The sequence below is a fragment of the Rhizorhabdus dicambivorans genome (assembly GCF_002355275.1).
GTDB lineage: Bacteria > Pseudomonadota > Alphaproteobacteria > Sphingomonadales > Sphingomonadaceae > Rhizorhabdus > Rhizorhabdus dicambivorans.
In genome coordinates this window covers 169918-181587 of record NZ_CP023449.1, presented here as the reverse complement: position 1 = coordinate 181587, position 11670 = coordinate 169918, and the positions used below count along the sequence as shown (strand labels likewise).

General features: G+C 66.5%; 11 protein-coding genes. 7 read left to right on the top strand and 4 right to left on the bottom strand.

The features are described from left to right. Positions 1 to 13 precede the first annotated feature (13 nt). The 5 genes from purU to glnT all read left to right on the top strand — a co-directional run bounded on the left by purU (position 14) and on the right by glnT (position 5341). Positions 14 to 871, top strand: coding sequence for a formyltetrahydrofolate deformylase (gene purU, locus CMV14_RS00765; protein ID WP_066969092.1), 858 nt, complete (start codon positions 14 to 16; stop codon positions 869 to 871). A 195-nt stretch (positions 872 to 1066) separates the two neighbouring features. Next, positions 1067 to 1942, top strand: coding sequence for a class II glutamine amidotransferase (locus CMV14_RS00760; protein ID WP_066969090.1), 876 nt, complete (start codon positions 1067 to 1069; stop codon positions 1940 to 1942). Beyond that, entirely contained in the window at positions 1942 to 2628 is a 687-nt protein-coding gene (locus tag CMV14_RS00755) for a GltB/FmdC/FwdC-like GXGXG domain-containing protein (protein ID WP_066969142.1), read from the top strand. The genes CMV14_RS00760 and CMV14_RS00755 overlap by 1 nt, the downstream gene beginning before the upstream one ends. An 11-nt stretch (positions 2629 to 2639) precedes the next feature. Beyond that, positions 2640 to 3968: an FMN-binding glutamate synthase family protein gene (locus tag CMV14_RS00750; protein ID WP_096367654.1), complete on the top strand. Its 1329-nt coding sequence runs from the start codon at positions 2640 to 2642 to the stop codon at positions 3966 to 3968. Between the two features lie 74 nt (positions 3969 to 4042). After that, positions 4043 to 5341, top strand: coding sequence for a type III glutamate--ammonia ligase (gene glnT, locus CMV14_RS00745; RefSeq protein WP_066969086.1), 1299 nt, complete (start codon positions 4043 to 4045; stop codon positions 5339 to 5341). A 110-nt stretch (positions 5342 to 5451) separates the two neighbouring features. Here glnT and CMV14_RS00740 read toward each other — a convergent pair whose 3' ends face one another. Beyond that, on the bottom strand, positions 5452 to 6168 hold the full coding sequence (locus CMV14_RS00740; protein WP_066969084.1) for a glutathione S-transferase family protein: 717 nt from the start codon (positions 6166 to 6168) through the stop codon (positions 5452 to 5454). On the opposite strand from CMV14_RS00740, the gene CMV14_RS00735 reads away from it, so the two are divergent. Beyond that, a complete protein-coding gene (locus CMV14_RS00735) occupies positions 6167 to 7465 on the top strand; it encodes an O-acetylhomoserine aminocarboxypropyltransferase/cysteine synthase family protein (RefSeq protein ID WP_066969140.1) in 1299 nt (432 codons plus the stop codon). The two genes, CMV14_RS00740 and CMV14_RS00735, sit on opposite strands and share 2 nt — an antisense overlap. Positions 7466 to 7591: 126 nt before the next feature. Here the strand turns inward: CMV14_RS00735 and CMV14_RS00730 are convergent, their stop codons facing one another. Next, positions 7592 to 7810, bottom strand: a complete 219-nt coding sequence (locus CMV14_RS00730; protein ID WP_066969082.1) for a hypothetical protein — start codon at positions 7808 to 7810, stop codon at positions 7592 to 7594. Positions 7811 to 8140: 330 nt separating this feature from the next. Between CMV14_RS00730 and CMV14_RS00725 the strand changes: the two genes are divergently transcribed. Further along, the gene (locus CMV14_RS00725) at positions 8141 to 8467 is read left to right on the top strand and encodes a YciI family protein (protein WP_066969080.1); all 327 of its coding nucleotides are present in this window, start codon (positions 8141 to 8143) and stop codon (positions 8465 to 8467) included. 6 nt (positions 8468 to 8473) lie between these two features. Here CMV14_RS00725 and CMV14_RS00720 read toward each other — a convergent pair whose 3' ends face one another. Together CMV14_RS00720 and CMV14_RS00715 are read right to left on the bottom strand one after the other, a co-directional pair. Further along, entirely contained in the window at positions 8474 to 10351 is a 1878-nt protein-coding gene (locus CMV14_RS00720; RefSeq protein WP_066969078.1) for a CHASE2 domain-containing protein, read from the bottom strand. A gap of 199 nt (positions 10352 to 10550) precedes the next feature. Next, the gene (locus CMV14_RS00715) at positions 10551 to 11492 is read right to left on the bottom strand and encodes an SH3 domain-containing protein (RefSeq protein WP_066969076.1); all 942 of its coding nucleotides are present in this window, start codon (positions 11490 to 11492) and stop codon (positions 10551 to 10553) included. Positions 11493 to 11670: the final 178 nt, after the last annotated feature.

The window sequence follows — 11670 nt, the reverse complement described above, 5'->3', positions numbered from 1 at the left end:
ACCAGGAATCCGCATGTCCGCCTCTGTCTATCTTCTTACCCTGTCCTGCCCCAATCGACCCGGCATCGTTGCGCGCGTTACTGCGAAGATATTCGAGCAGAACGGAAATATTCTCGAAGCCCATCAGTTCGACGACACGGAAACGAACCGCTTCTTCACGCGCATCCGGTTCGACATGCCGGAAGCGGGGTTTCGCGAACTGAACGAGGGTTTCGGGGCGATCGCGCGGGAATTCTCGATGGAATGGTCGCTCCGGCGCCGTGACGAGCGGCGACGGGTGCTGATCCTCGCCTCCAAATTCGATCATTGCCTGGTCGACCTTCTCTATCGCTGGCGGATCGGCGAAATGGCCATGGACGTGGTCGGCATCGTGTCGAACCATCCGCGCGAGACCTATGGCACCACCGATTTCGGATCGGTGCCCTTCCATCACCTGCCCGTCACGAAGGATACCAAGGCGGAGCAGGAGGCGCGGATCAAGCTGATCGTCGAACGGACCGGGGCCGAGCTGGTCGTCCTTGCCCGCTACATGCAGATCCTGTCGGATGACCTTGCCGCCTATCTGTCCGGCCGCTGCATCAATATCCATCACAGCTTCCTGCCGGGCTTCAAGGGCGCCAAACCCTATCACCAGGCGCATTCGCGCGGGGTGAAGCTGATCGGCGCCACCGCCCACTACGTCACCGCCGATCTCGACGAGGGCCCGATCATCGAACAGGATGTCGAGCGCATCAGCCATCAGGACAGCCCTGACGACCTGGTCCGCAAGGGGCGCGATATCGAGCGCCGCGTGCTGGCCCGCGCAGTCAATTTCCATCTCGAAGGGCGCGCCTTCATGAGCGGGGCAAAGACGATCGTCTTCAGGGACTGATCGCGGCCGCCGGCCGCACGACGCTTCCGGTTCGGAGGCGCGCGCATCGCGCCGCCGCCGCCGGTCAGGGCTCGCCCGGCAGGCAAGGGGGCGTGCGGCGACGCATATTCCTCACAGGAAAAATTTATTCTTCCAAATTGCTAAAATTTTACAAAACCCCTAATCCTGCTGGCGATCGAAACAGGAGTTGTCGCGATGTGTGGAATTGTGGGGCTGTTCCTGAAGGACAGCTCGCTGGAGCCGCAGCTGGGAAGCCTGCTGGCCGACATGCTTGAGACGATGACCGGCCGTGGCCCCGACAGCGCGGGCTTTGCCGTCTACGGATCGGGCGGAGCGGGCCGGCTGAAGCTCACCGTTCGCGGACAGGCGCTCGACAGCGTCGCCGCCGATATCGGCGGGGATGTTCGCGGCGAGGTACGGGATACCCATCTGGTGCTGTCCATCCCGGCGACCGAGGAGGCGCACGTCAGGGAATGGCTCGCCTCGCATCGTCCGGATCTGCGGATCATCGGCGCCGGGGAGCGGATCGAGCTCTACAAGGAGGTCGGGCTTCCGGCCGATGTGGCGCGTCGATTCGGCCTGGAAAAGATGTCCGGCACGCATGGCATCGGCCACACCCGGATGGCGACCGAAAGCGCGGTGACCACCGACGGCGCCCATCCCTTCTCGACGGGGGCGGACCAATGCCTTGTCCACAACGGCTCGCTTTCCAACCATCGCAGCCTGCGCCGGATGCTGGAGCCGAAGGGCATCGCCTTCGCGACGGACAATGACAGCGAGGTTGCGGCGGGCTATCTGAGCTGGAAGCTGCAGGAAGGCGCGACCCTGGCGACCGCCCTGCAGGACAGCCTGTCCGATCTGGACGGCTTCTTCACCTTCGTCATCGGTACCGAGAGCGGCTTCGCCGTGCTGCGCGATCCCATCTCCTGCAAGCCGGCGGTGATGGCCGAAACCGACCAATATGTCGCCTTCGGCTCCGAATACAGGGCCCTGGTGGGCCTGCCCGGGATCGAGAAGGCTCGGGTGTTCGAGCCCGAACCCGCCCGCGTCTATGTATGGGAGCGCAACTGATGCCCGTGGTCGATCTTGCCGTAACCAGCCGGCGTGACCTCAACAGCCGGCTTCACGGGCTGGCGCGGAACAGCAACGAGACACATTGGCGGGTCGAAAACCCGCAAGGCGAGCATTCGCTGGCGGTGGGCCTGGACGCGCCGATCACGGTCGAGATCGCCGGCCATGCGGGATATTATTGCGCGGGCATGAACCAGCAGGCGACAGTCGTCGTCGAAGGCAATGTCGGCGTCGGCGTCGGCGAAAACATGATGTCCGGAACGGTGCATGTTAAGGGCGACGCAAGCCAGTCGGCGGGGGCTACCGCCCATGGCGGATTGCTCGTCATCGACGGCAACGCCTCCGCGCGCTGCGGTATCTCGATGAAGGGCATCAACATCGTCGTGAAGGGCTCGATCGGCCCGATGAGCGCGTTCATGGCCCAATCCGGTACGCTCGTCGTGCTGGGCGACGCGGGCGATGCGCTGGGGGACTCGATCTACGAGGCGCGGCTGTTCGTCCGGGGCGCGGTGAAGAGCCTCGGGGCGGACTGCATCGAAAAGGAAATGCGCGACGAGCATCGCGAGGAACTCAGGTCGCTCCTCGCCGCGGCGGGCGTCGACGACGCCGATATCGCGGCGTTCAAGCGCTATGGCTCGGCCCGGACGCTCTACAATTTCCACGTCGACAACGCCGCGGCCTACTGAGGAAGTCCATCATGGACGTGACCAAGATTCCGCAGACGTTGCCGCGTCAATCGGCGACATTCGATCCCTATACGATGTCGGAAATCCGCCGCGCGGCGGCAACGGGGATCTACGACATCCGGGGCGCCGGCACCAAAAGAGCGCTCCCCCATTTCGACGATCTTCTTTTCCTCGGCGCGTCGGTCTCCCGCTATCCGCTCGAGGGGTATCGCGAGAAATGCTCGACCGATGTCTGGCTCGGCACGCGCTTCGCCAAGAAGCCGATCCATCTGAAGATTCCGGTGACCATCGCGGGGATGAGCTTCGGTTCGCTGTCCGCCCAGGCCAAGGAAGCCCTGGGCCGTGGGGCGAGCGCGGCGGGAACCTCCACCACGACCGGCGACGGCGGCATGACGCCCGAGGAGCGCGGCCAGTCGAGCACGCTGGTGTATCAGTATCTGCCGTCGCGCTATGGCATGAACCCCGACGATATCCGCAAGGCGGACGCGATCGAGGTCGTGGTCGGCCAGGGGGCGAAACCCGGCGGCGGCGGCATGCTGCTCGGCCAGAAGATTTCGGATCGCGTGGCGAGGATGCGGAACCTGCCGCTCGGGATCGACCAGCGCTCGGCGTGCAGGCATCCGGACTGGACCGGTCCGGACGATCTCGAGATCAAGATCGAGGAACTGCGCGAAATCACCGATTGGGAGAAGCCGATCTACGTCAAGGTGGGGGCCACCCGGCCCTATTATGACGTCGCCCTCGCGGTGAAGTCCGGCGCCGACGTGGTCGTGCTCGACGGCATGCAGGGGGGCACCGCGGCCACGCAGGATGTGTTCATCGAGCATGTCGGCATTCCGATCCTCGCGGCCATCCGTCCCGCCGTCCAGGCGCTTCAGGATCTCGGCATGCATCGCAAGGTGCAGCTCATCGTGTCGGGCGGCATCCGGAACGGTGCCGATGTGGCGAAGGCCCTGGCGCTGGGTGCCGACGCGGTCGCGATCGGCACGGCCGCGCTGGTGGCGTTGGGTGACAATGATCCGGCGCTGGAAGAGGAATATCGCAAGCTCGGCACCACCGCCGGGGCCTATGACGATTGGCAGGAAGGCCGCGATCCGGCCGGTATCACGACGCAGGATCCCGTCCTTGCCGCGCGGCTGGATCCCGTGGCGGCGGGGCGCCGCCTCGCCAACTATCTCGCGGTCCTCACGCTGGAAGCGCAGACGATCGCGCGGGCGTGCGGAAAGAGTCACCTCCATAATCTTGAACCGGAAGATCTCGTTGCATTGACGATAGAGGCGGCCGCGATGGCGCGGGTTCCTCTGGCGGGAACGGACTGGATTCCCGGCCAACGGTTTTAACAAGAATAAAACATGATCTCGCAGGCGGAAGGTTAGCGGAAGGCCGCTGATGGCTTATTCGAAGGGGACTACCTATGACGCTGGATCTCGCGGAAATCGCCAAGAGAAAATCCATAAAATATTTCCTGATTTCTTATACTGACCTTTTCGGAAATCAGCGGGCGAAGCTGGTTCCCGCCGCCGCGATCGGCGGCATGCAGAAGGCCGGAGCGGGTTTCGCCGGTTTCGCCACCTGGCTGGACATGACGCCCGCCGACCCCGATCTGTTCGCGCGGCCCGATCCGGCCAGCCTGATCCAGCTGCCTTGGCGGCCGGAGGTGGGCTGGCTGGCCGCCGATCTCTGGATGAACGGCCAGCCTGTCGCGCACGGCCCCCGCAATCTTTTGAAGCAGCAGATGGCGCGCGCCGCCGAGCAGGGTTTGCAGATGAAGACCGGCGTGGAATGCGAATTCTTCCTGATCCAGCCCGATGGATCGTCGATCGCCGACAGCGCCGATACGCAGGCCAAGCCCTGCTACGACCAGCAGGCCCTGATGCGGCGCTACGACATCATCACCGAAATCTGCGACTGCATGCTGGAACTGGGCTGGAAGCCCTATCAGAACGACCATGAGGACGCGAACGGCCAGTTCGAGATGAACTGGCATTATGATGACGCGCTCGTCACCGCGGACCGGCAGGCCTTCTTCAAGTTCATGGTGAAGTCGATCGCCGAGAAGCACGGCCTGCGCGCCACCTTCATGCCCAAGCCATTCGTCGATCTGACCGGCAATGGCTGCCACATGCACATATCGATGTGGCGGGGCGACGAGAATGCGTTCGCGGATGAAGGCAGCAGCGACGGCCTGACGAAGCTGGCGCTGAACTTCATCGGCGGCATCGTGCATTCGGCCGATGCGTTGGCCGCGATCCTCAATCCCACGATCAACAGCTACAAGCGCATCAATGCGCCGCGTACCACCTCGGGCGCGACCTGGGCGCCCAATTCGGTCACATGGACCGGGAATAATCGCACCCACATGATCCGGGTGCCGGAAGGCGACCGTTTCGAGCTTCGCCTGGCCGATGGCGCCGCCAATCCCTATCTGATGCCGGCCGCGGTGCTGGCGGCGGGGCTGGATGGCGTCGAGCAGGGCCGCGATCCGGGACCGAGGCTGGATATCAACATGTATGTCGACGGGCATAAGGTCGATAACGTCAAGAAGCTGCCGCTCAACCTCCTCGATGCGCTGCGGGCGCTGGAGGGGTCGGAGGTCCTCACGAAGGCGCTGGGCGATTTCGTTCCGGCCTACACCAAGCTGAAATATGGCGAATGGAACGACCATGGCCGGCATCTGAGCGCATGGGAGCGCGAACACACGCTGGATTGCTGAACGTCACCGGTATGGGGCGGCCACGCCGCTCCATACCGGCCCGGAAGATCATCGCGGCGGGGTAGGCGTGGAAATGCCGGGGCTGTCGTTCGAGCGCGGCACGGCGGCCGTCATTTCGGCGAGGACGTGGCGCTCGCCTTGCGATTGTAGAAGCGGTCCATATCGTCCGGGGTCGCGTTGGCACGGGCTTCCCGGTCGGCTTCCCACAAGGGGGCCATCTTCGCGGCGGCGGCCACGACCCCCGGACGGGCGCTGACGGCGTGCCACCAGCGCGACAGGTTGGGCCGGTCGGACCAGTAGAGGCCATAGCGCTCATAGGCATTGACCCACGGATGGGTGCTGATGTCGGCTATCGAATATTCCCCGGCCAGAAACGCATTCTCCGCCAAATGACGGTCGGGAACATCGTAGAGCCGGTACATTTCGTTGGTGTAGCGCTGGATCGCATAGTCGTTTCCGTCGGGCGCACCCTGCCGAAAATGATTGAGCTGGCCGATCATCGGCCCGACGCCCGCCACCTGGAACATCAGCCATTTGAACGTCTCGAAACGGGCGGCTCCCGACGGGGGAAGCAGCCGGCCGGCCTTTTGGGCCAGGTAGATCAGGATCGCCGCCGATTCGAACAGGACATGGCGCCCGCCGTCCGGGCCCTGCTCGTCCACCAGCACGGGCACCTTGTGATTGGGATTCAACGCGTCGATCTCGGGACCGAACTGCTCGGACGCGAAGACGTTGACGCGCCGGAACGCGTAGGAGAAGCCGAGCTCCTCGAGCATGATGACGACCTTGGAGACGTTCGGGCTGCCCATGCCGTAAAGGATGGTCATGACGGGACGGAAGCTTCACGCGGAGACCCTTGCGCTGCACGCCGGCTGGCGGGCGGATCCCGCGACCGGTGCGGTGGCTCCGCCGATCTATCAGACCACCTCCTATCAGTTTCGCGATGCGGAGCATGCGGCCGATCTTTTCGCGCTGAAGGAACTGGGGAACATCTACACCCGGATCGGCAATCCGACGACGGCGATCCTCGAGCAGCGCATCGCCGCGCTGGAGGGTGGGGCCGCCGCGGTGGCGGTCGCCTCGGGGCAGGCCGCGTCGGCCTTTGCCGTGCAGAATCTGGCGCGGGCCGGCGACAACATCGTCAGCGGCACCGATCTCTACGGCGGTACCTGGAACCTGTTCGCGAACACGCTCAGGGATCAGGGGATCGAGGTCCGGTTCGTCGATCCCGCCGATCCGGAGGGTTTCGTGCGGGCCAGCGACGATCGCACCCGGGCCTGGTATGTCGAAACGCTGCCCAATCCGAAGCTCGTCATATGCCCGATCGGCGAGATCGCGGCGCTGGGGCGGCCGCTCGGCATTCCGCTGATCGTCGACAACACGGCGGCGCCGCTTATCGCGAGGCCGCTCGATCATGGGGCGGCGGTCGTGGTTTATTCCACCACCAAATATATCGGCGGGCACGGTACCTCGATCGGCGGAATCCTCGTCGATGGCGGCAATTTCGACTGGGAGGCCGCCGGCGCCCGCCAGCCCCTGCTCAACACCGCCGATCCCAGCTATCATGGCGCGGTGTGGAGCGAGGCGGCAAAGCCGCTCGGGCCGATCGCCTATGCGTTGCGCGTGCGCACCGTGCTGCTGCGCGATCTCGGCGCCGCGCTGTCACCGTTCAATGCCTTCCAGATCCTGCAGGGGCTCGAAACGCTGCCGCTGCGCATGCCGCGCCATTGCGAGAATGCGGTGCGGGTCGCCGCTTTCCTGAGCGGGCGCGCCGACGTCACCCGCGTCATCCATCCTTCGCTTCAGACCGGCGTGCAGGCCGAGCGCGCCGCCCGCTATCTCCAGGGTGGACAGGGCGGCCTCCTGGGCTTCGAACTGGCGGGTGGGCGCGAAGCGGGGCGGCGCTTCATCGATGCGCTCGAGCTGTTCTACCATGTCGCCAATATCGGCGATGCGCGCAGCCTCGCTATCCATCCGGCATCGACGACCCATTCGCAGCTTTCGCCGGAAGAGAAGGCCGCCGCCGGCGCGTCGGAGGGCTATGTGCGCCTGTCGATCGGGCTCGAGCATATCGACGACATATTGCACGATCTCGGCCAGGCCCTGGATCGCGCCGGGGAATAGCGGAATTCTCCCGGATCGCCCATCAAAGCCGAGGCGCCCGGCCGCACTCATCAGGCCATGGGCGCGATGCCCGAGCCTCCGCTTCGGCGGGGGCTCTTCATTTACGCGAACTCCCGGTTCGCGCCTTCAATTGCGCCGAAGCTCCTGCGCCCTCTCGCCATAGCGAAGCGCCGACCAGACCGCATGATAGAGATCGGCACGGGCGATATCCTGGCGGCCGGCTGCGCGCTCGAACAGGCGATAGGCGTGCGCGATCGAGCTTTCCCCATGGCTTCGCCGGAGGCCGGCGGCCATCCGCACCGCCAATGCCTCGGTCGGGCGCGGAATGCCGGGGCGGGCCGCCACCTGGCCTCGGCTGGCTGAATTGGTTCGCTCGGTTCCAGGTGGGGAAGATGGCTGGGTCACAAGATGTGCCTCCTGCGGATAAGCGGGAGCACGATGGTCTCTCAGCCGAAGGCGCTTATGGACGGATGCCGACGATGGTCCGATCCTAGAGCCTGATCGTCCCAGGTGGAAGCCTTGCCGGTGACGGACGAACGGGCCGCTGATGCTGCCGCCCCGCTTTCCGGCCGCGATCCTATCCTAAACCGCAGTGGGCTCGCCGCGCCGCGCGGCGGAGAAGGCCAGCCGCGATGCCCGCGCACGCCGCGCCGGCGAAGGAGAGGAAGGCGATCCATGCCCTTTTATGCCGCTTATGGTCTCGACGTTCCCGATGGCGCGCGGATTCGCGAGGGCCATCGCGACGCGCACCACGCTTATATCGTCAGGGATGTCTCCCACCTGCGCTTCGCCTCGGCGCTGGTCGACGATCGGGGCCGCCAGATCGGCACGCTCTACATCATCGAGGCGGACAGCATGGCCGAGGCGGAGGCGTGGCTCCATGAGGAACCCTGGGTGAAGAACCACCTGTTCGAATCCTTCCCGATCCGGGAGATCGAACAGCACGCGCCCTGGGTGATGCCGGCCAGGCTGGAGCCCGACGCGGCGAGCCGGCTCGACTGAGGCCGCTCAGCCGAGGTAGCGAACCGCCATCACGGTGAGGTCGTCGGTCGGGTCGGTGCCGTCCTCGAAGGCGCGCACCGCGTCGCGGACCGCCTCGACCATCGCGGTGGCGCCGGTGCGGCCCTGGACGGCGGCAAGCAGCCGCTCATGGCCGAACAGCGCGCCCGATCCGTTCAGCGCCTCGCTCACCCCATCCGAGATCAGCAGCAGAGCCTCGCCCGGCGCCAGTTTCATCGGCTCGTCGGGATAGGGGAAGTCGACGATGCAGAAGGGCGGCCCGCCGTCCAGCTTGTGGGTGGCGATGGCGCCGTCGGCGCGGATGTGGAGCGGGTCTTCATGGCCCGCGCTCATCAGCATCAGCTCGCCGGTCCTCAGGTCCATGATGCCGATCAGCATGGTGACGTTCATCGACTCGCTGTTGTCGCGCATCAGCTCCTCGTTGAGGATCGACGCGGCATCGGCGAGGCTGGAGACGCCGCGCAGCACCACGCTCTTCGCCAGCGCCTTGCTCAGCGCCATGAACAGGGCGGCGGGCACGCCCTTGCCGGTGACGTCGCCGACCAGGAAGGCGATGCGGTCCGCATCGATCCGGATCACGTCGAACAGATCGCCGCCGATCGACTTGGCGGGTTCCAGCAGCGCGTCGATGTCGAGGCGCGGGTCGAAGCTGGACAGATCGGCGCGGGGCGGCAGCATGCCCAGCTGAATGGTGCGGCCGGCCTGAAGTTCCCCCTCGGTCGCCGCCGCGGCGATCTGTTCGCGCACCAGCGATTCGCGCAGGCGCACCCGCTCGCGCCACGCCTCGACCGAGATCGTGAAGACGAGACCGGCGAGCGCACCGATCGGCGGCAGCCAGATATGGGCGAAGCGGAACAGCGCCAGGCTCGTGCCGGCGATGGCGACCGCGACCAGCACCGTCATGATCGCGATCCCGCGCGGCCGCAGCAGCACGATGCCGGCCAGCAGGATCCACACCACCGCCAGCGCGAAGCCCAGCACCCAAAGGGGCGATGCGGGCGTGATCGCGTCTCCGCGCAGCAGCGCGTCGAGCAGATGCGCCTGAATCTCGACCCCCGACATCTGGCTGGTGGCGCCCGATTTGGGGGTGGGATAGCTGTCGCCCAGCCCATCGGCGGTGGCGCCGATCAGGACATGGCGCCCCGCGATCAGCTCGGGCGGCACCGTCCCGTCGAGCAGGTCGACGAACGAGATCGCCGGGATATGGCCGGTCGCGCCGCCATAGGGGATCAGCACCGGCCGCTCCTGGCGGAAGCCCGTCTCACCCGCGCCCGTCCCCTCGGGCCGCAGCCCGGCCATCGCCGCGCCGAGCTGCAGCCAGCTGCGCTGGCCGTCCCCCTCCTCCAGATAGGCCTGGCGGATCACCCGGTCGCCGTCGAAGTGGAGATTGACATGGGCGATCCCCGCCGCCGCCGAGGCCAGCGGCCCGCTGGGCAGCGCGATGTCATAGGGCGCGCCGTTGCTGCCGGGCACGTCGATCACCAGCGGCAGCCAGGTGCGGTTGCGCCGCACCGCCCCGGCCAGCAGCGCATCGTCGGCGGTCGGCTCGATGAACAGCACGTCATAGCCGACGCTCTTCGGCTGCGCCCCGGCCAGCTGGTCGAGCAGCCGGGCGTGGACGCTGCGCGGCCAGGGCCAGTGGCCGATCGCCTCCAGGCTGCGATTGTCGATCGCGACGATGACGATGTCCTCGGGCGGCGGCCGATCGGTGGCCGCCAGCGCATGGTCATAGACGATATAATCGAGCCGCTCAGTCAGCCGCCCGAGCGACAGCGCGGCGACCAGCGCGGTCGCCACCAGCGCGAGGATCAGCCAGCCGCGATCGAGCCGCGCGGCGCTCGGCGGGCGCTGGCTAGGCGCGGCCATGGCCGGTCGCCGGATGGACGAGTTGATGTCGCGCGTTCGCCATGATGCCCCACTCCCCGGTGGCGAGACCTATCATCGGGCGGCGCGCCATGCAAAGCTGCGGCCTTGTAAACTATGCGCGAAAAGGAAGAGCCCCGGCCCGCCATGACGGATCGGGGCCCTGCCCTTGATGCGATGGGAGGCGGCGCCTCCCGCGCGCCTATTTCAGGTCTTCGACCGAAACCCAGCCCTTGGTGCCATAGGCATCGCTGACTTCGACGAACAGGCCCTCGCGCACCCCGGTCGGGGTCAGGCTGGTGCCGGCGCGCAGCGCGCGGACGGTCTCGCCCTTGGCGGGGCCGGCGTAGAGCTTGGTGTCGATCGCGGTGGTGTAGCCGGGCTTGGTGGCGACCGGGGCGGCAGCGGCAGCGGCAGCGGCGGCGGCGGGCTTCACCGCGACCAGCGCCGCCTGCTGCGCGACCACATTGTTGAAGGCGCCGACGAACGCGGTCGCCAGCATCTGGCCGTCCTTCGAGCTGCCATAGCCGCCCGAGCCGCCGACCGCATAGGGATCGCCATAGCCCATCGCTGCCATCTGCGCGCGCGCCGCGTCACCCCAGGGATTGCTGGGGACCAGGCCGGCGCCGCCGAACGACATCACCGTCTTGGTCTGCTCGGCGGTGCCCGCCGCGATCACCTGGCCGGTGGCCGGGCTGATCACCTTCAGGCCGGCGGCGACCGTCTTCTTCTTGCCGCCGAAGCCGCCGAACATGCTGAGCGCCTGGCCGGCGAAGGGCACGTTGCCCATCATCCTGCCGGCGGCGCCCGAGCGGACGAGGCCCTCGGTCAGCGCGGTCTTGGCCAGGCTGGTGCCCTTGTCGACCTCTTCCTTGTCGCCGGCGATCGCGGTCACCAGGAAGTCGGCGGGCGTGCCGCTGTTGTTGGCCAGGGTGAAGCAGCCGCTCTGCACCGCCATGGCGGCGATCAGGTCGCGTGGGCTCGACAGGCCATATTTGGTCCAGCCCTGGGTGTCGCCGTCGACCACGGCGATGGCGCCGATCGGCTTGTCGCACTTGGCGAGAGCCACGGGCGCGTCGGCCGCGAAGGCCGGTTGGGTGGAAAGCAGGGCAGCGGCCATCGCTGCCGAAAGCAGATACTTCATGATAGTGAACCCCCGTTCGTTTCGAGGTGAAACCGACCGCGTCTGCATACGCGAATCAGGCTCCGGCCCCGTCCTTACGATTCATGAAATCGGTCGTTCTGGCCATAGCCAAGGATGGATATGCGTGCGCGGCTTTGCGTCGCGGCCCCGGCATTGCTATGGCGCGCGCCAACGCTTC

Coding starts and splice junctions, on each gene's coding strand:
- purU (WP_066969092.1), top strand. CDS start 14: ATGTCCGCCTCTGTCTATCTTCTTACCCTGTCCTGCCCCAATCGACCC.
- CMV14_RS00760 (WP_066969090.1), top strand. CDS start 1,067: ATGTGTGGAATTGTGGGGCTGTTCCTGAAGGACAGCTCGCTGGAGCCG.
- CMV14_RS00755 (WP_066969142.1), top strand. CDS start 1,942: ATGCCCGTGGTCGATCTTGCCGTAACCAGCCGGCGTGACCTCAACAGC.
- CMV14_RS00750 (WP_096367654.1), top strand. CDS start 2,640: ATGGACGTGACCAAGATTCCGCAGACGTTGCCGCGTCAATCGGCGACA.
- glnT (WP_066969086.1), top strand. CDS start 4,043: ATGACGCTGGATCTCGCGGAAATCGCCAAGAGAAAATCCATAAAATAT.
- CMV14_RS00735 (WP_066969140.1), top strand. CDS start 6,167: ATGACGGGACGGAAGCTTCACGCGGAGACCCTTGCGCTGCACGCCGGC.
- CMV14_RS00740 (WP_066969084.1), bottom strand. CDS start 6,168: ATGACCATCCTTTACGGCATGGGCAGCCCGAACGTCTCCAAGGTCGTC.
- CMV14_RS00725 (WP_066969080.1), top strand. CDS start 8,141: ATGCCCTTTTATGCCGCTTATGGTCTCGACGTTCCCGATGGCGCGCGG.
- CMV14_RS00720 (WP_066969078.1), bottom strand. CDS start 10,351: ATGGCCGCGCCTAGCCAGCGCCCGCCGAGCGCCGCGCGGCTCGATCGC.
- CMV14_RS00715 (WP_066969076.1), bottom strand. CDS start 11,492: ATGAAGTATCTGCTTTCGGCAGCGATGGCCGCTGCCCTGCTTTCCACC.